This window comes from Protaetiibacter intestinalis (assembly GCF_003627075.1).
GTDB classification, from domain to species: Bacteria; Actinomycetota; Actinomycetes; order Actinomycetales; family Microbacteriaceae; genus Homoserinibacter; species Homoserinibacter intestinalis.
The window spans coordinates 2363488-2383719 of record NZ_CP032630.1 but is presented as its reverse complement, the minus strand read 5'-3'; the positions used below and the strand labels follow the sequence as shown (position 1 = coordinate 2383719).

At 71.8% G+C, this 20232-nt stretch carries 22 protein-coding genes; 8 read left to right on the top strand and 14 right to left on the bottom strand.

The window, feature by feature from the left end; translation table 11 throughout:
• The first annotated feature begins 46 nt into the window (after positions 1-46).
• From D7I47_RS11275 to D7I47_RS11265, 3 genes are read left to right on the top strand one after another with little or no spacing between them, the layout of a single operon-like run.
• Positions 47-838 carry an arginase family protein gene (locus D7I47_RS11275; protein WP_120763142.1) on the top strand — a complete coding sequence of 264 codons (792 nt, stop codon included), beginning with the start codon at positions 47-49 and terminating at the stop codon, positions 836-838.
• A 39-nt stretch (positions 839-877) separates the two neighbouring features.
• Entirely contained in the window at positions 878-2308 is a 1431-nt protein-coding gene (locus tag D7I47_RS11270) for a dihydrolipoyl dehydrogenase family protein (RefSeq protein WP_120763141.1), read from the top strand.
• Entirely contained in the window at positions 2305-2745 is a 441-nt protein-coding gene (locus tag D7I47_RS11265; RefSeq protein WP_227000646.1) for a hypothetical protein, read from the top strand. Before D7I47_RS11270 ends, D7I47_RS11265 begins: the two co-directional genes overlap by 4 nt.
• Here D7I47_RS11265 and D7I47_RS11260 read toward each other — a convergent pair.
• From D7I47_RS11260 to D7I47_RS11235, 6 genes are all read right to left on the bottom strand, one after another.
• Complete coding sequence (locus tag D7I47_RS11260) at positions 2722-5007, bottom strand: exo-beta-d-1,3/1,6-glucosidase (RefSeq protein ID WP_120763140.1); 2286 nt, start codon at positions 5005-5007, stop codon at positions 2722-2724. The two genes, D7I47_RS11265 and D7I47_RS11260, sit on opposite strands and share 24 nt — an antisense overlap.
• On the bottom strand, positions 5004-5927 hold the full coding sequence (locus D7I47_RS11255; protein ID WP_227000985.1) for an ABC transporter permease: 924 nt from the start codon (positions 5925-5927) through the stop codon (positions 5004-5006). The genes D7I47_RS11260 and D7I47_RS11255 overlap by 4 nt, the downstream gene beginning before the upstream one ends.
• Before the next feature lie 141 nt (positions 5928-6068).
• Positions 6069-7148 (bottom strand): ABC transporter permease, encoded by a 1080-nt coding sequence (locus D7I47_RS11250; protein ID WP_120763138.1) that lies wholly within the window; start codon positions 7146-7148, stop codon positions 6069-6071.
• A complete protein-coding gene (locus D7I47_RS11245; RefSeq protein ID WP_120763137.1) occupies positions 7145-7954 on the bottom strand; it encodes an ABC transporter ATP-binding protein in 810 nt (269 codons plus the stop codon). The genes D7I47_RS11250 and D7I47_RS11245 overlap by 4 nt, the downstream gene beginning before the upstream one ends.
• A complete protein-coding gene (locus D7I47_RS11240) occupies positions 7951-8775 on the bottom strand; it encodes an ABC transporter ATP-binding protein (protein WP_120763136.1) in 825 nt (274 codons plus the stop codon). The genes D7I47_RS11245 and D7I47_RS11240 overlap by 4 nt, the downstream gene beginning before the upstream one ends.
• 70 nt (positions 8776-8845) lie before the next feature.
• Positions 8846-10501 carry an ABC transporter substrate-binding protein gene (locus tag D7I47_RS11235; protein WP_120763135.1) on the bottom strand — a complete coding sequence of 552 codons (1656 nt, stop codon included), beginning with the start codon at positions 10499-10501 and terminating at the stop codon, positions 8846-8848.
• A gap of 158 nt (positions 10502-10659) precedes the next feature.
• On the opposite strand from D7I47_RS11235, the gene D7I47_RS11230 reads away from it, so the two are divergent.
• Positions 10660-11313, top strand: coding sequence for a TetR/AcrR family transcriptional regulator (locus D7I47_RS11230; protein WP_120763134.1), 654 nt, complete (start codon positions 10660-10662; stop codon positions 11311-11313).
• A 15-nt stretch (positions 11314-11328) separates the two neighbouring features.
• On the opposite strand, the gene D7I47_RS11225 is transcribed toward D7I47_RS11230, so the two are convergent.
• Both D7I47_RS11225 and D7I47_RS11220 read right to left on the bottom strand, forming a co-directional pair.
• Positions 11329-11685, bottom strand: a complete 357-nt coding sequence (locus D7I47_RS11225) for an SIP domain-containing protein (protein WP_120763133.1) — start codon at positions 11683-11685, stop codon at positions 11329-11331.
• A gap of 62 nt (positions 11686-11747) precedes the next feature.
• On the bottom strand, positions 11748-13172 hold the full coding sequence (locus tag D7I47_RS11220) for an amidase (protein ID WP_120763132.1): 1425 nt from the start codon (positions 13170-13172) through the stop codon (positions 11748-11750).
• 96 nt (positions 13173-13268) lie between these two features.
• Between D7I47_RS11220 and D7I47_RS11215 the strand changes: the two genes are divergently transcribed.
• Genes D7I47_RS11215 through D7I47_RS11200 form a run of 4 tightly spaced genes read left to right on the top strand, consistent with a single transcriptional unit; the run spans position 13269 to position 15961 of the window.
• Positions 13269-13622 (top strand): GntR family transcriptional regulator, encoded by a 354-nt coding sequence (locus D7I47_RS11215; RefSeq protein WP_120763131.1) that lies wholly within the window; start codon positions 13269-13271, stop codon positions 13620-13622.
• Positions 13619-14527: an ABC transporter ATP-binding protein gene (locus D7I47_RS11210; protein WP_120763130.1), complete on the top strand. Its 909-nt coding sequence runs from the start codon at positions 13619-13621 to the stop codon at positions 14525-14527. The genes D7I47_RS11215 and D7I47_RS11210 overlap by 4 nt, the downstream gene beginning before the upstream one ends.
• Positions 14524-15291 carry a hypothetical protein gene (locus D7I47_RS11205; protein WP_120763129.1) on the top strand — a complete coding sequence of 256 codons (768 nt, stop codon included), beginning with the start codon at positions 14524-14526 and terminating at the stop codon, positions 15289-15291. Before D7I47_RS11210 ends, D7I47_RS11205 begins: the two co-directional genes overlap by 4 nt.
• A 43-nt stretch (positions 15292-15334) precedes the next feature.
• Positions 15335-15961 carry a hypothetical protein gene (locus D7I47_RS11200; RefSeq protein WP_120763128.1) on the top strand — a complete coding sequence of 209 codons (627 nt, stop codon included), beginning with the start codon at positions 15335-15337 and terminating at the stop codon, positions 15959-15961.
• 16 nt (positions 15962-15977) lie between these two features.
• Here D7I47_RS11200 and D7I47_RS11195 read toward each other — a convergent pair whose 3' ends face one another.
• Genes D7I47_RS11195 through D7I47_RS11170 form a run of 6 tightly spaced genes read right to left on the bottom strand, consistent with a single transcriptional unit; the run spans position 15978 to position 20227 of the window.
• Positions 15978-16556, bottom strand: coding sequence for a GNAT family N-acetyltransferase (locus D7I47_RS11195; RefSeq protein WP_120763127.1), 579 nt, complete (start codon positions 16554-16556; stop codon positions 15978-15980).
• 19 nt (positions 16557-16575) lie between these two features.
• Positions 16576-17388 carry an ABC transporter permease gene (locus D7I47_RS11190; RefSeq protein WP_120763126.1) on the bottom strand — a complete coding sequence of 271 codons (813 nt, stop codon included), beginning with the start codon at positions 17386-17388 and terminating at the stop codon, positions 16576-16578.
• A complete protein-coding gene (locus D7I47_RS11185) occupies positions 17388-18284 on the bottom strand; it encodes an ABC transporter ATP-binding protein (RefSeq protein ID WP_120763125.1) in 897 nt (298 codons plus the stop codon). Before D7I47_RS11185 ends, D7I47_RS11190 begins: the two co-directional genes overlap by 1 nt.
• Positions 18285-18294: 10 nt before the next feature.
• Positions 18295-19008: a uracil-DNA glycosylase gene (locus D7I47_RS11180; RefSeq protein WP_120763124.1), complete on the bottom strand. Its 714-nt coding sequence runs from the start codon at positions 19006-19008 to the stop codon at positions 18295-18297.
• Complete coding sequence (locus tag D7I47_RS11175) at positions 19005-19730, bottom strand: Type 1 glutamine amidotransferase-like domain-containing protein (RefSeq protein ID WP_120763123.1); 726 nt, start codon at positions 19728-19730, stop codon at positions 19005-19007. The genes D7I47_RS11180 and D7I47_RS11175 overlap by 4 nt, the downstream gene beginning before the upstream one ends.
• The gene (locus D7I47_RS11170) at positions 19727-20227 is read right to left on the bottom strand and encodes a phosphoribosyltransferase (protein ID WP_120763122.1); all 501 of its coding nucleotides are present in this window, start codon (positions 20225-20227) and stop codon (positions 19727-19729) included. Before D7I47_RS11170 ends, D7I47_RS11175 begins: the two co-directional genes overlap by 4 nt.
• Positions 20228-20232: the final 5 nt, after the last annotated feature.

The following is a 20232-nucleotide window of genomic DNA, read 5'->3' as shown; positions in this document are numbered from 1 at the left end:
TCCGGTACGGGCGCACCCCCGCCCGCCATCCGATCCGGGAGGCACCATGGCCGTCTTCGTCGTCGTCCCGCAGTGGCAGGGCTCGCCCTCGAGCCGCGCGATGCGGCTCGCCGAGGGCGCCGCCGCGATCCGCGCCGACCTGCCGGACTCCGCGACCCATGAGGTGGCCGTGCCGCTCGAGTCCGGCGACTCCCAGGGCACCGGGATCGCGCGCTTCAGCTCGCTGCAGCTCGTGCGCGAGCGCCTCATCGACACGCTCGACGAGCACGACGGACCCGCGATCGTCATCGGCGGCGACTGCGCCGTCTCGGCGGGCGCCGTCGCCCACGTCGCGGGAGACGACCTCGCCGTCGTGTGGTTCGACGCCCACCCCGACCTCAACACGCCCAGCACCTCGCCCTCCGGCGCCTTCGGCGGCATGGTGCTCGCCGCCCTCGTCGAGGACGGCACCGTCGACGCCTCACGGGTGCTCGTCGCGGGCGCCCGCTCCTGGGACGCCGCCGAGGAGGACTTCGCGGCCGCGAAGGGCATCGTCTCCCTCGACGTCGACGCGATCGCGGAGGCCGAGCGGCTCGCGGATGCCGTGGCCGCGACGGGCGCGGCGCGGGTCTACATCCACATCGACCTCGACGTGCTCGACCCGTCCGAGTTCTCGGGGTTGCTCGAGCCGATCCCGTTCGGGGTGACGACGGCGCAGCTCGTCGCCGCGGTCAAGGCGGTCCTCTCGCGGGCGCCGCTCGCGGGCGCCACGATCGCGTCCTTCGCCCCGGAGTCGGCCGAGCACGCGGTCGACGACGCCCCGGCGATCCTGCGGATCATCGCGGCCCTGCGCGGCTGAGGCCTTCGCGACCGGGCCGCGGACGCCTACGCTCGGGGCATGGGCGTGCGCGAGGTCGACGTGATCGTGATCGGCGCGGGTGCGATCGGCGAGAACGTCGCCGACCGCACCACGCAGGGCGGACTCGAGACGGTCATCGTCGAGGAGGAGCTGGTCGGCGGCGAGTGCTCCTACTGGGCCTGCATGCCGTCGAAGGCGCTGCTGCGCGCCGGGGCCGCCCTCCGCGCGGCGCGGGCGGTCGCGGGTGCCGCGGAGGCGGTCACGGGCGAGCTCGATCCGCGCGCGGTGTTCCGCCGCCGCGACCGCATCACCCACGACCGCTCCGACGCCTCCCAGGTGCAGTGGCTCGACGGGGCGGGCATCGAGCTCGTGCGCGGCCATGCGCGGTTCACGGGCCCGCGACGCGTCGTCGTCACGGCGTCCGACGGCACGGTCGTCGAGCTCGAGGCGCGGCACGCGGTCGCCGTGTGCACCGGCTCGGTGCCGGTGCTGCCCGCCGTGCCGGGTCTCGCCGAGCTCGACCCGTGGACGAGCCGCGACGCGACCTCCGCCTCCGAGGCGCCCGCGACGCTCGCCGTGCTCGGCGGGGGCGTCGTCGGCTGCGAGCTCGCGACCGCCTACGCGAGCCTCGGCAGCCGCGTCACCCTCGTGGCCCGGCACGGTCTGCTGGGTGGCCAGGAGCCGTTCGCGGCGGATGCCGTGCGGGCGGGGCTGGAAGGCGCGGGCGTGCGGGTGCTCACCGACACCGACGTCGTGGCGGCGCACGCCGCCGAGAAGAACGCCGTGCTGACCCTCGGCGACGGCAGTCGCATCCTCGCCGAGCGCGTGCTCGTCGCGACCGGACGCACGGGGCGCACGCGCGACCTGGGGATCGAGGAGCTCGGGCTCGCCGCCGGCGACCGCATCGAGGTCGACGACACCCTGCGGGTGCCGGGCTTCGAGTGGCTCTACGCGGTCGGCGACGTCAACGGCCGCGCCCTGCTCACCCACCAGGGCAAGTACCAGGCGCGTGCCGCGGGTGACGCGATCGCCGCGCGCGCGGCGGGTCGCGCGGTCGACGACGCCCCGTGGGGTGCGCACGTGGCGACCGCCGACCACCGGGCCGTGCCCCAGGTGACCTTCACCGATCCGGAGGTCGCCTCGGTCGGGCTCACGGCCGCCGCCGCCGAACGGGCGGGCCTGCGCACGCGGGTGCTCGACTACGAGCTGTCGTGGCTCGCGGGCGCCACGGTGTACGCCGACGACTACGCGGGGCGGGCGCGAGCCGTCGTCGACCTCGACCGCGGCGTGCTCGTCGGCGCGACCTTCGTGGGCCCGGATGTCGGCGAGCTGCTGCAGGCGGCCACGATCGCGGTCGTCGGCGAGGTGCCGCTCGATCGGCTCTGGCACGCCGTTCCCGCCTACCCCACCGTGAGCGAGGTGTGGCTGCGGTGGCTGGAGGCGTTCGGGCGCCCGGGGACCACCGGATGACGCCTCCCGTGCGGCCGCTGCATCCGAACCGCGTCGAACGGGCGGCGGCGGGTCTCGTACGGGCCGTCGTGGCGGTGCCGGGCCTGCGTCGGGTGCTCCTCTGGCGCGCGGTCGCGCTGCCCGGCTACTGGTTCGCCACCGCGTGCGCCTTCGTGTGGGGCAGCATCCTGCTGGGACGCCACCGCACGAGCCACGGTCTGCACATCATCCACCGGCTGCCGCGCTGGGCCTTCGGTCGCGGCGGCACCACGATCGGCGCCGTGTACCTCACGCGCGACAACCTCTCCGACCCCGTGCTCGCGCACGAGGCCGCGCACCGCGTGCAGTGGCGGCACTACGGGATGAGCCTGCCGCTGCTGTACCTCGCGGCGGGGTCGGCGCCGCTCACCAACCGCTTCGAGGTGGAGGCGGGGCTAGAGAGGGGCGGCTACGTCTGAGCCGCTGCTACCGACGCGGAACCGCGCCGACAGCAGCGTCGCGTCGCGCGACGAGGGTCCCACGAGAACCTCGAAGTCCCCCGGCTCGACCACCCGCACGCCCGCCGCGTCGACGATCGTGCAGTCGGCGACCCGGAGCTCGATGCGAACCCGCTCGGATGCGCCGGGCGCCACGGTCAGCTGACGGTAGGCCTTGAGCTCCTTGTCGGCCCAGCTCGCACTCGTCACCTCGTCGCGCAGGTAGAGCTGCACCGTCTCGCGCACCGGCCGCCGCCCGGTATTGGTCACGGTGACCTCGGCGACGACGGTGTCGTCGATGCCGGCCTCGGATCGTGAGAGCGCGAGATCGCGGTAGTCGACGCCCGTGTAGGAACGCCCCTCGCCGAACGCCCAGGCGGGCGACTGCGTGAGGTCGGCGTACCGGTCGCCGTGTTGGCCGCGGATCTGGTTGTAGTAGATGGGCTGCTGCCCGACGTGCCGGGCGAAGGAGATCGGCAGCCGTCCCGAGGGCTCCACGTGCCCGAGCACCAGCTCGGCGATCGCGCGACCGCCTTCCATGCCCGGGTTGGCGGCCCAGATCACCGCGGCGGCATCCGCCACCGACTCCGGCAGCACGAGCGGCTTGGAGGCGAGCAGCACGACGACGACGGGCGTCCCGGTCGCGACGAGTGCGTCGAGCAGGGCGTTCTGGCCGCCGAGCAGCTCGAGGGTCGCGGTCGAGCGGCCCTCGCCGACGAGCTCGATGTGGTCGCCGACCACCGCCACCACGACGTCGGCCCGCACGGCATCGGCGACGGCCGCCGCGATGAGCTCCGCATCGGGCGGGCACGCCTGCACGACGGGCGGCCTCGGCTGCCCGTCGGCGAAGTGCGAACCCAGCGGATGCGGTTCGAGGGTCAGGATGTCGGCGCCGCGCGCGTAGTCGACGTGCGACCCCGCGGGCGCGAGTTCGCGCAGGCCGTCGAGCACCGTCGTGATGAGCTCACGCGGTTGCCCGTCGAGCCAGCCCGCCTGTCCCGAGCCGCCCGCCCAGTCGCCGAGCTGGTACTGGGCGTCGTCGGCGAGGGGGCCCGCGACCGCGATGCGCAGGGGCCGCGTCGCGGCACCCGCCGCGCCGGGCTCCACACCGAGCGGCAGGGTGCCGTCGTTCTCGAGCAGCACGAGCGAGCGCCGGGCGATCTCCCGGTTGAGCTCCCGATGGGCGGGCTGCCCGACGATGTCGTCGTGGTCGGCGACGGGGAGGCGCGGGTCCTCGAAGAGCCCGAGATCGAACTTGAGGGCGAGGATCCGCGCCACGGCGGCGTCGAAGGCGTCCTCCGGCAGCATCCCGCGCTCGACCGCCTCGAGCGCCCCCTCGAAGAAGCCGGGGGTCGTCATGATCATGTCGTTGCCGGCGCGGGTTGCCGCCGCCGCCGCGTGCGCGTAGTCGGGCTGCACGCGCTGCTCCCACACCATCCGCCCGACGTTGTCCCAGTCTGTGACGAGGGCGCCGGTGTATCCCCACTCGTTCTTGAGCACCTCGGTGAGCAGCCAGTCGTTGACCGTGATCGGCACGCCGTCGGTCGTCTGGTAGCCGAGCATGAAGGTGCGGCACCCCTCGCGCGCGACGCGCTCGAACGGCGGCAGGAACCAGGAGCGCAGCTTGCGACGCGAGATGTCGGCCTCGGATGCGTCGCGGCCGCCCTGTGTCTCGCTGTAGCCGGCGAAGTGCTTCGCGGTGGCGAGGATCGCGGTGCGGTCGGCGAGACCGTCGCCCTGATAGCCCCGCACCATGGCGGAGGCGTACTCGCCGATGAGGTGCGGGTCCTCGCCGAAGGTCTCGTCGACGCGCCCCCAGCGCAGGTCGCGGGCGATGCAGAGCACGGGCGAGAAGGTCCAGTGGATGCCCGTCGCGGCGACCTCGACCGCCGTCGCGCGCGCGACCCTCTCGAGCAGCTCCGGATCCCACGACGAGGCCATGCCGAGCTGGGTGGGGAAGATCGTGGCACCCGGCCAGAACGAGTGCCCGTGGATGCAGTCCTCGGCCACGAGCAACGGGATCCGCAGGCGGGTGTCGGCGGTGAGCCGGTTCGCCTCGAGGATGCGCTCGGGCGAGGTGTGCAGGATCGAGCCGGCGTGGCGTCGTCGCACGATGTCCGCGAGGTCGCCCCGCGCATCCAGCTGCAGCATCTGGCCGATCTTCTCCTCGAGCGTCATGCGCGCGAGCAGGTCGGCGACCCGCTCGCTCGTGTCGAGGGTCGGGTCGCGGAACGGTTCGGTCATGCCTGGACTCTCTCGCCGGGCGCGGCGGGTTCGGGGCGCACGGCGGTGACGGCGTCGTTCACGTCGAGGCCCTTCTTCTTGAGCGCGCGGGCGCGCTCGCCCGCCGAGCGCAGGCGCGGGTTGACGTACTCGTCGATGCCGAAGTTGATGAGCGAGAGCGCGACGCCGATGATCGCGATGCAGAGACCCGGAGGCAGGTACCACCACCACTGGTTCTGCTGGAAGGCCCCCTGCGCCGAGGCCCAGTTGAGGATCGTGCCCCAGTTGTAGGTCGTGACGGGGATGACGCCGATGTAGGAGAGCGTCGTGAGGCCGAGGATGGCCGCGGTCACGGTGCCGACGAAGCTCGCGGCGATGAGCGCCATGAGGTTCGGCAGCATCTCGACGAGGATGATGCGGCGCAGCGGCTCGCCGTTGGCCCGCGCCGCGAGGATGAAGTCGCGGTTGCGCAGCGACATCGTCTGGGCGCGCAGCACGCGCGCGCCCCACGCCCAGCCGATGAGCCCCAGCACCGCGGCGATCGCCCACAGCGGCGGGTCCTCGAAGATGGAGGCGACGACGATGATGAGGGGGATGCCGGGGATGACGAGGAAGACGTTGGTGAGCGCGGACAGGCTCTCGCTCTTCCACCCCGTCAGGTAGCCCGCGATCACGCCGACGGTGATCGCGATGACGGTGGCGATCGCCGCGGCGAGGAAGCCGACGACGATGACGCCGCGCGTGCCGTGGATCACCTGGCTGAGCACGTCCTCGCCGATGTGGGTCGTGCCGAGCCAGTGCTCGGGCGACGGGGGCTTGAGGCGCTCGGTCGGGTTGACCTTGGTCGGCGAGTAGGGCGCGAGCACGTCGGCGAAGATCGCCACGAGCACGAAGAACGCGAGGATCGCGAGCCCGGTGATCGACTTGCCGTTGCGGAACATGGCGAATGCCGAGCCGATGCGGCTCCCGAGCCTCCCCCGGTCGCCCGAGCCCCGCGGGCTCGTGGCCGTGCGGATCAGCAAGGTCTCGGGGGTGCCGACCCCTGTGGGCCGGTCGCGGTCGCGTGTGGTGTCTGTCATGGTTCAGGCCTCGGTCTGACGGGTGCGCGGGTCGAGGAAGGCGTAGGCGACGTCGGCCAGCAGGTTGGCGACGAGCACGGAGAGGGTGATGACGAGGAACACGCCCTGCATGAGCGCGTAGTCCTTCGCGTTGGTGGCGTCCAGCAGCAGCTTGCCGATGCCCGGATAGCTGAACACCATCTCCATGACGATCGTCCCGCCGACCACGAAGCCGAGCGAGAGCGCGAAGCTCTGGATCTGCGGCAGCACGGCGTTGCGGGCCGCGTACCCCCACAGCACGCGGCGGTTCGGCATCCCCTTCGCCTGGGCGACGGTGATGTAGTCCTCGTCGAGCACGGTGAGCATCATGTTGCGCATGCCGAGCATCCAGCCGCCGAGGGAGGCGATGACGATGGTGAGCACGGGGAGCGTGCCGTGGTGGATGACCTCGCCGATGAACTCGAACGACCACTCGGGCTTCGTGCCGACGCCGTACGCCTTGCCGATCGGGAACCACCGCAGGTTCACCGAGAAGGCGGCGATCGCGAGCATCCCGAGCCAGAAGTACGGGATGGTGCCCAGGAACGTCGTGATCGGGATGAACACGTCGAGCCTGCTGCCGCGCCGCCAGCCGATGATCGCCCCGCCGACCGTGCCGATCGTGAAGGCGACGATCGTCGCGAAGCCGACGAGTCCGATGGTCCACGGCAGGGCCTGAGAGATCACCTCGGTGACCGGCCGCAGCCCGTGCAGGAGCGAGACGCCGAGGTCGCCGCGCAGCAGGTGCGCCCAGTAGTCGATGTACTGCTCGAAGAGCGACTTGTCGGTGTCGAGCCCGAGCAGCGCGCGCAACGCATCCGCCGCCTCCGGGCTGACGTTGCGGTTGCGGGCGAGGTACTGGTCGACGGCGTCGCCCTTCATCATGCGGGGCAGGAAGAAGTTGATGGTGATGGCCGCCCACAGCGTGAACAGGTAGAAGGCGGCGCGGCCGCCGAGGAAACGCCACGGGATGCGGGAGCGCGCGCCGGTCGTGCGGGTCGCGGTGGTGCCGACCTCGAGGGCGTCGACCTCGGGTTCGAGGGTCGGCGGCTGGACGGCGGTCATCGCGCTCCTCCCGGCTCGCGACCCACGGTCGCGAAGTGCTTCTCGGGGTCGGGGGACGCCGCACGCAGCTCGCGCGTGTACGGATCCTGCGGGTGGAGGATGACCTCGTCGGCGGGACCTCGTTCGACGACGCGTCCCTGGTTGAGCACCATGATCTCGTCGCTGAAGTGGCGGGCGGTCGCGAGGTCGTGCGTGATGTAGAGCACGCCGAGCCCCTCCTCGCGCTGCAGTCGGGCGAGCAGGTTCAGCACGCCCGAGCGGATCGACACGTCGAGCATCGACACCGGCTCGTCGGCCACGAGCAGCTTCGGCCGCGAGGCGAGGGCGCGCGCGATCGCGACGCGTTGCCGCTGACCGCCGGACAGCTCGTGGGGACGGCGCTCGATCACGGCATCCGGGTCGAGGCGCACGCGCTCGAGCAGACGCCGCACCTCGGCATCCACCTGATCGGACGGCACGACGCGATCCAGTCGCAGCGGGCGCTCGAGGTGGTAGCGGATGGAGTGGTACGGATTGAGGGAGGCGAACGGGTCCTGGAAGACCATGCGCAGCTGCTGCCGGTAGCGGCGCAGCGCCTTCCCGTGGCGCGGGATCGGCGCGCCGTCGAGCAGCACGCGGCCGGTGGTGGGGGTCTCCAGCTGGGTGAGGATCTTCGCGATCGTCGACTTGCCGCTGCCGGACTGGCCGACGAGTCCGATCGTGCGGCCCGACTCGAGCGTGAAGCTCACGTCGTCGAGGGCCTTCATCTGGCCGGCGCCCCGCACGTTGTAGATCTTGGTGATGTGGTCGAACTCGAGCACGCTCATCGGGCCACCACCCCCCTCTCCCCCGTCAGGCGGGGGAACGAGGCGAGGAGCATCCGGGTGTAGTCGTCCTGCGGGTCGTTCCAGATGCGCTCCGCGGCGGCGAGCTCGACGATCTCGCCCTCGCGCATGATCGCGATCCGGTCGCTGATCTCGAGCAGCAACGGCAGGTCGTGGGTGATGAAGATGACCGAGAAGCCGAACTCGTGACGCAGTTGCGAGATCTGCCGCAGGATCTCGCGTTGCACGAGGACGTCGAGCGCCGTGGTGGGCTCGTCCATGACCATGAGCTGCGGACGCAGCGCGAGCGCCATCGCGATCATGACGCGCTGCCGCATGCCCCCCGAGAGCTCGTGCGGGAACGAGCGGGCGCGCGCCGCGCCCACCTTCACGATCTCCAGCAGCTCCGCCACCTCGGCGCGTCGCGTCGCGCGCGACATCGCGGGGCGGTGCACCTCGAAGACGTCCTCGAGCTGCCGCCCGATCGGGGCGACCGGGTTGAGCGCGTTCATGGCGCCCTGGAAGACCATCGACACCTTGTCCCAGCGGAAGCGCCGCATCTCCTCGGCGTCGAGTGCGTTGACGTCGATGTCGGCACCGGATGCGTCATGGAACACCACGGATCCGCCGGTGATGACGGCGGGCGCCTTGAGCAGGCGCTGCACCCCGTAGGCGAGCGTCGTCTTGCCGCATCCGCTCTCGCCCGCGAGTCCCAGGATCTCGCCGCGGCGCAGTTCGAGGGTCACGTTCTTCACGGCGGCCACGGGAGGATCGACGTCGTACACGACCGAGAAGTCGCGCACGCTCAACAGCGCTTCGCTCATCGATGTCGCTTTCGTTCGGCACGCGTCGGGGTGGATGCACGCAACGCGCACCCACCCCGACGTGTGTGGATCAGTTGGCGGGCTTCAGCTTCGTCAGGATCTGGACGACCGCCGGCTGGGTCGGGTCGGCCGACGCGTACAGGTCGTCCTCCGACGGCCACCCGACGTAGTTGCGGGTGTTGAACTCGCCGAGCAGCGGGTGCGATCCGAGCGGGATGGCCGGCACGTTGTCGACGAACGCCTTCTGGATCACGGCGAGCGCCGCCTGGCGGCTCCCGTCGTCGGATGCGTTGGCGTAGTCGTTGAGCGCCTGGGTCACCTCGGGCTCGTCGAAGCGGCCGAAGTCGTACTGGGCCTTCCCGTCGACGATCCACTTGGGGTCCATCGTCGAGGTGTAGAGGCCGTACGCGTTCCCGGTGTCCTCGAGCCAGTGGATGATCGCCTGGAAGGTGCCCTCCTGACGGGCGGCGTCCCAGCCGCCCCAGTCGGGCTGGTCGACCTTGACCTCGATGCCGAGCGCCTCCTTCAGCTCTTCGGCGATGAGCGCCTGCTCGGTGTTCCAGTCGCTCCAGCCGGCCGGCACGGAGATCGAGAAGCTGACGGCCTCGCCATCCGGATCGATGAGCTGGTCGTCCTTCCAGGTGTAGCCGGCGTCGGTGAGGATCTGCCGGGCCTTGTCGACGTCGACCGAGTAGTTCTCGTCCTTGTACTCGGGCAGGATCTCGTCGTCGAGCAGCTCGCTCAATCCGGTCGCGCTCCAGATGGCGGAGCTGGCACCTTCGCGGGCGATGTCGACATAGGCGTCGCGGTCGATGGTCCAGGCGAGCGCCTGGCGGAGGGCGACGTTGTCGAAGGGCTTCGTCTGCAGGTTCATGAAGACGGTGCCGGCGCCGAGGGTCGGTGCGGCGAGGAAGTGGTTGTCCTCGTCGGCGGCCAGGAAGCTGTCCTTGATCTGCGGGATGAACGCCTGCGCCCAGTCGGCTTCGCCCGACGAGAGCGCCGTGGTGAGCGCCGCGTTGTCGCCGTAGGAGACGTAGTGCAGCTCGGGCACGGCGAGCTCGCCGCCCCAGTAGTCCGGGTTCGCCGTCAGGGTGACCGACTCGGTCGTCCAGCTGTCGAGCACGTAGGGTCCGGTGCCGACGGCGAGGCCCTCGCCGGTGAGCGGGTCGGTGTTCGGGTCGTCGATGTTCTCCCAGATGTGCTTGGGCACGATCGCCGTGTGCAGCACGCGCGCCTGGGCCGTGTACTTCGAACCGCCGAAGGTGATGACGACGGTGTCGCCGTCCACCGTGACATCGGTGACGCCCAGCGCGCCGCCGTCGGTCAGCTTGCCGGACTGCAGCATGCCGAAGGTGAAGGCGATGTCGTCGGCGGTGAAGTCCTCGCCGTCGCTCCACTTCACGCCCGCGCGCGGCACGACCGTGAGCTGGCTGTAGTCGTCGTTCCACTGCACCGACTGGGCGAGCCACGGGGTGGTGCCGAGGTCGCCGGTCGGGTTGACGAGCGCGAGCGGCTCGAAGATGACCTTCGCGTATCCGTACTTGGAGGCCGACGAGTCGCCGAGGAAGGGGTTGTGGGATTCGGTCGTGATCGCGCCGTCCGGCTTCGCGATCGTGAGGGCGGCGCCGGTCGTTCCCGGGTCGGTGCTGGTCGAGCATCCGGCGAGTGTCGCCGCGCCGAGGGTGAGGATCGCGCCGACGGCGATCAAGGACTTTCTGAGCTTCATTGCTTCTCCTTGGGGCAGGGCTTGCTGCGTGTCCGATGGGGGCCCATCGGAGCGACTGATTGCCTACTTGATCACTTACTTACTCTTTAGTAAGTCAGCGACCACGCTAAGGTTACTCACGAGAAAGCTGTCCCGCAACATGACGACAAGGGGATCCCGTGGCGCAGACATCCAGCAGCGCGACGCGCAGCCGTCCGGAGACGGCGCGCAAGCGCACCGAGATCCTGCAGGCGGCGATCGAGACGTTCGGCGCCAAGGGGTCCGCGAACGGCACGCTCGCCGACATCGCCGAACAGGTCGGCATGACGCACGCGGGCGTGCTGCACCACTTCGGGTCGAAGCAGAAGCTCCTCCTCGAAGTGCTCGCCTATCGCGACGAGTCGGACGTGCAGGCCCTCGTCGACCGGCACATCCCGGGCGGCCCGGAGCTCTTCCTGCATCTCGTCCGCACGGCGCACGCGAACGCCCTGCGCCCCGGCATCGTGCAGGTGTACGCCGTCCTGTCCTCCGAGTCGGTCACCGACGGCCACCCCGCCCGCAGCTTCTTCGAGCAGCGCTTCCGCGTGCTCCGTCAGGATGTGCGCGACGCGTTCCTCGAGCTGTGCGCCCAGGAGGGCGTGACCGATCGATCCACCGTGGACATGGCGTGCGCGTCGATCCTCGGCGCCATGGACGGGCTGCAACTCCAGTGGCTACTCGACCCCACCGCGATCGACCTCGGCGAGGCAACCGAGTTCGCGATCACGGCGATCGTCAACGGCGTGCTGCACCCCGGGCCGCCGCTCGCGAGCCGCATCGAGCCGCTCGGCTGACCCGCAGCTGCCGGATCAGTCCGAGGTGAGGGCGTGGGCGACGCGGTCGCCGGAGATCCACGCGTAGACCTGGTGCTCGCGCTCGGCCTCGACGGGCAGCATCTCGGCGAGCCAGGCGTCGACCGCGGCGCGCATCGACTGGCCGAGGTCGCGGCGCAACCAGGTGACGCAGACACGTCCGGGCGCGGCGAACTCGCGGATGCCGGCGGCGTCGGCCACCTCGAGGAAGATGCGGCCGCGCGCCTTGGCGGGCAGGGTGGCCGCGACCGTCTCGGCGATGGCGATGTCGGCGTCGACCGCCCCGAGCAGCACCGAGTCGCCCTCGCGGGGATTCCAGGCGATGGTGGCGGGGAGCAGGTCAGAGAGGAACATCACCCTCAGTATAGGTCAGCCTTACCTAAGGCGATGCTGCGAGTCCGCTGCGACTCCGGGGCTCACGCCGTCCAGGCGGGGGGATGCCGACGCTGCCAGCGCAGCCGCCGCTCGAGCTGCGCGCCCAGCGCCAGCAGGGTGCGCTCGCCACCCGGTCGCCCGACGAGCTGCACGCCCATCGGCAGCCCCTCCGCTGTCGCGTGCACCGGCAGCGTGATCGCCGGGAGCCCCGCGACGTTGACGAAGCTCGTGAACGGCGTGTACCGCACCTGCTGCGCGAAGTTCTCCTCGCCGTCGTCCGGGTCGTACCAGCCGACCGGCCGCGGGGTGAGGGCGAGCGCGGGCATGAGCACGGCGTCGTACGGGGCCAGCCGCGCGATCGTGCGGCGCTCGTAGCCGGCGAGCCAGGCGAGCGCCTCGCCGAGACGGCGGGCGTCGAGAGCGCGCCCGCGCTCGACGAGCCACCGGGTGAGCGGTTCGACGAGCTCGAGCAGGGCGTCGTCGAGCGGCAGGGTGGCGGCGCCCGCCTGCCACACCGTGCGGAAGGCGTCGGAGTAGCCCGGTTCCTCGGGGATGCGGAGCTCCTCGATGCCGTGACCGAGCGCCGTGAGCTCGGCGATCGCGAGCTCGAGCGCCGCGCGCGCCGCCGGGTCGAGCGCGAGCTCGTAGGCGCCGGCCCACGGGCTGTCGGTGCTCACGGCGAGCTGGAACCGGCCCTCGCCGCGCGTCGCCGCCGCGAGGAAGGGGCCCTCGTCGGAGCCGGGCGGCGCGGTCGCCCACGACGCGGCGGCGCCCGGCGGGGCGACCAGCGCATCCAGCAGCAGTCCGGCGTCGGCCACGGTGCGGGCGAGCGGTCCCGCGGTCACGAGGCCCGCGAGCGTCTCGAACCCGGATGCCGCGGGCACCCGGCCGCGCGAGGGCTTGAGGCCCACGAGACCCGTCGCCGCGGCGGGGATGCGGATCGAGCCGCCGCCGTCGGAGCCGGGCGCCACCGGGAGCAGGCCCGCCGCGACCGCGACGGCCGCTCCCCCGCTCGAGCCGCCCGCGCCGAGCGCGAGGTCGTAGGGGTTGCGCGCGGGACGCCCGGCGAGCGGCTCCGTGTAACTCGGGAAACCGAACTCGGGGGCGGCGGTCGCGCCGAGGCTCACAGCGCCCGCCGCGTCGAGCACGAGGGCGAGCTCGTCACTCTCGGCGGGAACGTGGCCTGCGAAGGCGCGCGAGCCGAAGGCGCTCACCCGTCCCGCGCGGGCGACGAGCGCCTTGTCGGCGGTCGGCAGACCCCACAGGGCCAGCGCGTGCGGCAGGGCGGCGGCCGCGTCGGCGCGGGCGAGCGCCGCATCCGCGTCGACCACGGCGAAGGCGCCGAGCTCCCCGTCGAGGCGCGCGATGCGGGCGAGGTAGTGCTCGGCGAGCTCGCGCGGCGTGATCTCGCCGCGGCGCAGCCAGTCCAGTTGTTCGACGGCGCTCAGGTGGTGGAGTTCGAACACCTTCCGAGCGTACGGCGGCTCGGGGCTTGACACGGCTCCCGCCGCATGGTTGGTTAGTTACTCAAGTAACTAACCCATCCACCACAGGAGCCCACCGTGGACGACAGCCGCCCGATCTTCCTCCAGATCGCCGAGCAGCTCGAGAACGACATCATCTCCGGCGCGCTCCCCGAGGAGACCCAGGTCCCATCCACCAACGAGCTGGCCGCGTTCCTGCGCATCAACCCGGCGACAGCCGGCAAGGGCGTGAACCTGCTCGTGGACTCGGGTGTGCTCTACAAGAAGAGAGGAATCGGAATGTTCGTCGCCGACGGCGCCCGCGCGCGCCTCATGGCCGAGCGTCGAGACCAGTTCCGGGAGCAGTACCTCGCTCCCCTGCTCGCCGAGGCGCAGAAGCTCGGGATCACCCCGGTGCAGCTGGCCGCCATGATCCAGGACGGCACGCGATGAGCGCCGTCATCCGGGTCGAAGGGCTCGAGAAGACCTTCGGCGTCGGCCAGAACGCCGTGCACGCGGTGCGCGAGGCGAGCTTCACGCTCGAGGAGAACCGCATCCACGGCCTGCTCGGACGCAACGGGGCCGGCAAGACCACGCTCATGCAACTGCTCACCGGCCAGGAGTTCGCGAGCCGCGGCAGCATCCGCGTGTTCGGCGAGTCCCCCGTCGAGAACGCCCGAGTGCTCGACCGGGTCTGCTTCATCAAGGAGAGCCAGCGCTATCCGGACGACTTCCGGGTGGCGCACGTCCTCCGGAGCGCCCCGTGGTTCTTCTCGGGGTGGGACGCCGACTACGCCGCGGAGCTCGTCGAACGGTTCCGGGTGCCGGTGCGGCGCCGGATGAAGAAGCTCTCGCGCGGCCAGCTCTCGGCCGTCGGCGTGATCGTCGGGCTCGCGAGCCGGGCGCCGCTCACCTTCTTCGACGAGCCGTACCTCGGCCTCGACGCCGTCGCCCGGCAGCTGTTCTACGACGCGCTGCTCGCCGACTACGCCGAGCACCCGCGCACGGTCGTGCTGTCGACGCACCTCATCGACGAGGTGTCGAACCTGCTCGAGCACGTGATCGTGATCGACGAGGGACGCATCCTCATCGACGCGGATGCCGAGGCGCTGCGCGGATCCACGATCGATGTCGTCGGCGCCCGCACCGCGGTCGACGCGTTCACCGCCGGACGCGAGGTGCTGCACCGGGCGAGCCTCGGCGGACTCGCCACGGCGACCGTCGCCGGCCTCGACGAGGCGGGGCGCGCCTCCGCCCGCGCGGCCGGGCTCGAACTGGCCCCGGTCTCGTTGCAGCAGCTCGTGATCCGCACCACCACCGGCGGCGAGGCCGCCCCCGCGAACGGAGCAGACGCATGACCACCCTCACCGCACCCGCCCCCACGACACCCCCGGCGTTCGCGCGGGTGTGGCGCATCGTGAAGCTGCTGACGGCCAACCCCTGGACGGTCGTGTGGATGCCGCTCATCATCCTCGGCGCGATCTTCGTGCTGACGTGGTCGATCTGGTGGCTGCTCTTCCTCAACCTCGACCTCGACCAGGCGGACGATGCGGCCGCCGGCATCCAGTACAACGGCGCGTCGAGCTACATCTTCGTGTACATGCTGATCGTCGCCGTGCAGGCGGTGAATCTCGCCTTCCCGCTCGCGCTCGGCTACGGCTCGACCCGGCGTTCGTTCACCCTCGGACTCTCGCTCACCTTCCTGATCATGTCGATCGGCTACGCGATCCTGATGACGGTCGGGGCGTTCCTCGAAGAAGCGACGGGCGGCTGGGGGCTGCGGGGCAGCTTCTTCCGCACCTTCTACTTCACGACGGACGGGTGGCTCGTGCAGTGGTGGGTCTACTTCTGCTGGTTCGTGTGCTTCTTCTTCACGGGAACCGCATTCGCCGCGATGTTCGTGCGCTGGAGGGCCCCCGGTCTCATCGTCGCGTTCGGCGTGCTCGCCGTCGTCGTCCTGGGCGGGGCCACGCTGCTGACCCTCGCGGACGGCTGGCTCGGATTCTGGGGCACCATCGGCGACCTGGGAACCGTCGGCGTCGCGAGCGCACTCCTGGTGCCCGCGGCGATCGGGGCCCTCATCGGCCACCTCGTGCTGAGCCGGGCGACGCCACGCGGCTGACACGTCGGGGTGGTAGCTTTCACGGCATCCGGAAGGGACGGGGATGGGCACGGCTCGCGACGTCGGCACGACGCTCGCCGTCGCGCTCATCCCCCTCGCCCTGTTGAGCGGGTGCGGCGCGACACCCGGAGAACCGGGCGCCGCGCCGAGTCCGCCCGCATCCGCGGAGCCGACGCCCACGACGACTCCCACGCCCACCCCCACGCCCGTGGAGTTCCGGATGCCGACCGCGTGCGCCGAGCTGCTGCCGCCCGAGCGGATCGCGGACCTGGAGGCGGTCGGCATGGAACTGCTCGCCGGCCCCGACGGCAAGTACGGCGACGCCTATCTCGCCGACCCCACCCCCGAGCAGCAGGTCGGCGGCATGACCTGCATCTGGGGTGAGGAGCAGGTGCCCGAGAACTCGGTGACCGTCTCGGTGGCCTCCCTCGACGCCGCGACGCACGACGAGGTCGTCGCGGCGCTCGTCGCGCAGGGACTCAACACCCGGACCGAGGGCGACGCGGTCGTCTACGAACGCGTCGGCGACGAGATCGCCGCCCCCGCGATCGTCAACCTCCTGCGCGAGGACAGCTGGATCTCGGTCATCGAGGGCCTCGGCGGCACGGCCTTCCACGAGGAGGCCGTCGACATCGCGGCCGAGGTCGAGACGCAGCTCGGCGCGCGGTGACCGGCCCGGGGGCGTCCTACTTCAGGCTCTTCTGCATGAGCACGGTGCCGAGCCAGCGCCCGAACTTGAACCCCACCTTGCCCATGTGGCCGATCTCCTTGAAGCCGAAGCGCTGGTGCATCGCGATCGAGGCATCCGCCCCCTTGTCGGCGATGACGGCGATGACCTCCTTGATGCCCGCCGCCTTCGCGCGGCGCAGGAACTCGGCCATGAGCGCCGTGCCGAGGCCCTTGCCGGTGGAGGCGGCACGCAGGTAGATCGAGTTCTCGACGGTGTAGCGGTAGGCCGCCTTCTGCTTCCACGGGGAGGCGTTCGCGTAGCCGAGGATCTGCCCGGTGGGCGACACCGCGACGAGCCACGGGTAGCCGAGCTTCGCGTTGTGGCGGAACTTCGCCCGCAGTTCCGTGAGGGTCTGCGGCTCCTCGTCGAAGGTCACCGTCGAGTTCGCGACGTAGTGGTTGTAGATCTCCCGGATGTCGGGGAGGTCCCGCTCCGTCGCGTCGCGGATCTCGAACGCGAACCCCGGCTCGGGGGCGGCCTTCTTCTTGAGGTGCTGCGGCAACGCGCGCCGCGGGTTGTACTCCTCCTCGAGCATCGGCCGCTCCTCCCGCGGATCAGGTCACATCGCGCCGCCAGGTCGTCGCCGCGCCCGCGACCAGGAACAGGGCGGCGTATCCCGCGAGCACGAGACCACCCTGCCACCATTCGAGCGGCTGGACCGCACTTCCGCCGGTGAGGGCCGAGAAGATGCTCGACCCGACGAGGGCGTCGCCCGCGGCCCCGGGCAGGAACCGGCCGACCGCCGCCGACCACTCCCAGAAGGCGGCCGCCGTGCGCAGCAGCGGCTCGACGAACTGGGTGAAGGCGAGCACGATGACGATCACGGCCACCTGGTTCGGCACCAGCACGCCGAGGCCCACGCCGATCACCGCCCACAACACCATCGCGATGACCACGCGGCCGAGCAGCGCCCAGGTGTCGCTCGCGCCGAGCAGCGGGTCGTGGCCCGTGGCCGCGATGACGATGCCGCCGAGTCCGACCGCCCCGAGCGAGCCGACCACGGCGTAGACCACGCCGAACACGACCGCCGTGACGACCTTGCCGCCGAGCACGGTCGAGCGGCGCGGCGTCGCGAGGAAGGTGGGGGTGAGTGTCTGGTGCCGGAACTCGCCCGTCGTCGCGAGGGCGCCGAACAGCACCGGGAACACGTAGCCGAACGCGGTCGTCAGGCTGTAGATGAGCGGGGGGATGCCCTCCTCCGGGATGCCCTGACCGCCCTGCTCCGTCAACTGGTCGGATGCGAAGGCGAACAGCGCGGCCATGCCGGCGGCGACGAGTGCGATGTAGCCGAAGAGGATGAGCGCGAGGATCCACCAGATGCGGGTCGTCAGCACCTTGCGGATCTCGGAGTGGATCGAACGCAGCATCAGCGCACCCCTCCCTCTCCGACGATGCCGAGGAAGACGTCTTCCAGGCCCTCCTTCTCGGGCACCAGGAGTCGGAGCGCGAGCCCCGCCCCGAGCGCCAGCTCCCCGATCCGCGCGGCGTCGAGCCCCGCGACGTGCAGGCCGTCGGGCGAGGTCTCGACCGCGCCCCCCTCGGCGGCGAGCACCCGGCCGAGCTCGGCACGGTCGGCGGCATCGACGTGCACACGCGCGGTGCCCGCCTCGAGCCCGTCGAGCGTGCCCTGGTAGGCGAGCCTGCCCTGGCTGATGATGACGACGCGGTCGACCGTCTGCTGCACCTCGCTCAGCAGGTGCGAGGAGACGAGCACCGTGCGGCCCTCCGCGGCGAGCCTGCGGAGGAACTCGCGGATCCAGCGGATGCCCTCGGGGTCGAGCCCGTTGATCGGCTCGTCGAGCACGAGCGCACCCGGGTCGCCGAGCAGCGCGAAGGCGAGGCCGAGGCGCTGCCGCATGCCGAGGGAGTAGCCGCCCGCGCGGCGCCGCGCGGCGGCCGTGAGGCCCACCCACTCGAGCACCTCGTCGACGCGCGCGTCGCCGATGCCCGCGGCGGCCGCGGCGACCCGCAGGTGGTCGCGCCCGCTGCGACCGGGGTGGAAGCTCGAGGCCTCGAGCGCCGTGCCCACGGTGCGCAACGGATCCCGCAGCTCGGCGTAGGCGACCCCGTCGAAGGTCGCCCGTCCGCTCGTGGGCGACACGAGCCCGACGAGCGAGCGCAGCGTCGTGGTCTTGCCGGCGCCGTTCGGGCCGAGGAAGCCCGTGACGACGCCGGGTTCGACCCGGAAGCTGAGGTCGTCGACGGCTGTCGTGCCGCCGAAGCGTTTGGTGAGGCCCTGGATCTCGATGACTGCTCCGGTCATGTCCCCCACGCTATCCGCGCGATCCGGCGCCGTCCTCCCCCGTGTGGCGGAGATCCCAGTCGACCGGCGCCCCGCCCGCCTGCTCGAGCAGCGCGTTCGCCCGGCTGAACGGCCGCGAGCCGAAGAATCCGTTGTGCGCCGACAGGGGGCTCGGATGCGCCGAGGAGATCACCGGCGTGCTCCCCATCAGCGGGCGCAGGGTGCCGGCATCCCGCCCCCAGAGGATCGCCACGAGCGGTGCGTCGCGCGCCACGAGCGCCCGGATGGCGTGCTCGGTGACAGCCTCCCAGCCCATGCCGCGGTGCGACCCCGAGGCGCCCGCGCGCACCGTGAGCACGCGGTTGAGCAGCATGACGCCCTGCTCGCTCCAGCCCGACAGGTCGCCGTGCTCGGGCGGCGTGACGCCGAGGTCGTCGTGGAGCTCGCGGTAGATGTTCTGCAGGCTCCGCGGCACCGGACGCACGTGACGCTCGACCGCGAAGGAGAGCCCGATCGGATGCCCGGGCGTCGGATACGGGTCCTGGCCGACGATGAGCACGCGCACCGCGTCGAAGGGCTGGGTGAAGGCGCGCAGCACGTTCGCTCCCGCGGGGAGGTACGGCCGGCCCGCCGCGACCTCCGCGCGCAGCAGCTCCCCCATCCGCGCCACCTGGGGGGCGACCGGTTCGAGCGCGACGGCCCAGCCGGGGTCGACGAGCTCGGAGAGCGGCCGCGGGGCGCTCATCCGCCGAGGGTTCCCACGATGACGCCCGCCGGCTCGTCGAGCACCTGCCAGACGCTTCCCTCGCCGAACACCGCGAAGCCCTCGTCGCCCACCACGAGCACCGTCTTCTCGTCGATCGCCACGCCGCCGTCGACGAGTCCCGCCTCGGTCGCCGCGACGAGGCGGCTGAGCGTGCCCCACTGGGCGGCGTGCACGTCGACCGCGAGGTCGACGAGGCCGAGCCCCTCGACGACGGTGACCTCGTCGAGGTCCTCGCTCGTCTCCTCCGGGCACACGGCGATGCCGTTGATGCGCCAGCCGCCGACGATGGCCCGATCGGCGGCGATCATCGCACCTGCCGAGAAGCCGAGGTAGGGCAGGCCGTCGGCGACGAGCAGCCGGATCTCCTCGACGAGCTCGTCGACCGCCGCGTGGTAGGCGGGGGTGAGGCCGCCGCCGACCAGCAGCCCGTCGACGTCCGTCAGCACGCTCGGCGCGAAGGACTCGCCCGCGGCGACGATCGTGACGACGGGGTCGCACGCGGCGACCGCCCGGAGCGACGCCGGATAGCCGACGCGGTACTCCTCGGACGGCGTGCCGCCGTCGACGACGATGAGCACGGCGATCCGCGGCACCATCCGCCCGCCGCCCGCCGCGCGCGCGGCCGCCTCGGCGAGGAACGTGGAGGTGACCGCGGGATCGCCCTCGGGCGACCAGCCCCCTCCCACGAGGTGCACGCTCACGCGGCGCCCTCCGCGTCGTCCGGGTAGGAGACGGGGCCGGCGGAGCTCCACGGGAACATGATCCAGCGGTCCGTGCGCTTCCACGTGTAGTACGGCTCGTGCACCGTGCCGGGCTTCGCGTAGAGGCAGACCGTGCGCACCTCTCCCCCGCCCGCCTGCAGCAGCTGCAGCACGAGCGCGAGGGTGCGACCCGAGTCGGCCACGTCGTCGGCGAGCAGGATGCGCTTGCCCACGAGCGAGTCGCGGTCGAGCGTCGGCGGCAGCACGACGGGCTCGTCCAGCCGCGACTCGACGCCCGTGTAGAACTCGACGTTGAGGCTGCCGAGCATCTTCACGTCGAGGGCGTAGCCGAGCGCGCCCGCGAGCGGCAGGCCGCCCCGGGCGATCGCGACGATGGCATCCGGTCGGAACCGGTCGCCCGCGATCGTCTCCGCGAGCTCGCGCGAGGCGCGTCCGAAGGTGTCCCAGTCCAGAATCTCGCGCTCGTCTCCCGCCATGCCTC

Bases quoted from the DNA above. Each gene is read 5' to 3' on its own strand.
- D7I47_RS11275 (WP_120763142.1), top strand. From the start codon at position 47: ATGGCCGTCTTCGTCGTCGTCCCGCAGTGGCAGGGCTCGCCCTCGAGC.
- D7I47_RS11270 (WP_120763141.1), top strand. From the start codon at position 878: ATGGGCGTGCGCGAGGTCGACGTGATCGTGATCGGCGCGGGTGCGATC.
- D7I47_RS11265 (WP_227000646.1), top strand. From the start codon at position 2,305: ATGACGCCTCCCGTGCGGCCGCTGCATCCGAACCGCGTCGAACGGGCG.
- D7I47_RS11260 (WP_120763140.1), bottom strand. From the start codon at position 5,007: ATGACCGAACCGTTCCGCGACCCGACCCTCGACACGAGCGAGCGGGTC.
- D7I47_RS11255 (WP_227000985.1), bottom strand. From the start codon at position 5,927: ATGTTCCGCAACGGCAAGTCGATCACCGGGCTCGCGATCCTCGCGTTC.
- D7I47_RS11250 (WP_120763138.1), bottom strand. From the start codon at position 7,148: ATGACCGCCGTCCAGCCGCCGACCCTCGAACCCGAGGTCGACGCCCTC.
- D7I47_RS11245 (WP_120763137.1), bottom strand. From the start codon at position 7,954: ATGAGCGTGCTCGAGTTCGACCACATCACCAAGATCTACAACGTGCGG.
- D7I47_RS11240 (WP_120763136.1), bottom strand. From the start codon at position 8,775: ATGAGCGAAGCGCTGTTGAGCGTGCGCGACTTCTCGGTCGTGTACGAC.
- D7I47_RS11235 (WP_120763135.1), bottom strand. From the start codon at position 10,501: ATGAAGCTCAGAAAGTCCTTGATCGCCGTCGGCGCGATCCTCACCCTC.
- D7I47_RS11225 (WP_120763133.1), bottom strand. From the start codon at position 11,685: ATGTTCCTCTCTGACCTGCTCCCCGCCACCATCGCCTGGAATCCCCGC.
- D7I47_RS11210 (WP_120763130.1), top strand. From the start codon at position 13,619: ATGAGCGCCGTCATCCGGGTCGAAGGGCTCGAGAAGACCTTCGGCGTC.
- D7I47_RS11205 (WP_120763129.1), top strand. From the start codon at position 14,524: ATGACCACCCTCACCGCACCCGCCCCCACGACACCCCCGGCGTTCGCG.
- D7I47_RS11200 (WP_120763128.1), top strand. From the start codon at position 15,335: ATGGGCACGGCTCGCGACGTCGGCACGACGCTCGCCGTCGCGCTCATC.
- D7I47_RS11195 (WP_120763127.1), bottom strand. From the start codon at position 16,556: ATGCTCGAGGAGGAGTACAACCCGCGGCGCGCGTTGCCGCAGCACCTC.
- D7I47_RS11190 (WP_120763126.1), bottom strand. From the start codon at position 17,388: ATGCTGCGTTCGATCCACTCCGAGATCCGCAAGGTGCTGACGACCCGC.
- D7I47_RS11185 (WP_120763125.1), bottom strand. From the start codon at position 18,284: ATGACCGGAGCAGTCATCGAGATCCAGGGCCTCACCAAACGCTTCGGC.
- D7I47_RS11180 (WP_120763124.1), bottom strand. From the start codon at position 19,008: ATGAGCGCCCCGCGGCCGCTCTCCGAGCTCGTCGACCCCGGCTGGGCC.
- D7I47_RS11170 (WP_120763122.1), bottom strand. From the start codon at position 20,227: ATGGCGGGAGACGAGCGCGAGATTCTGGACTGGGACACCTTCGGACGC.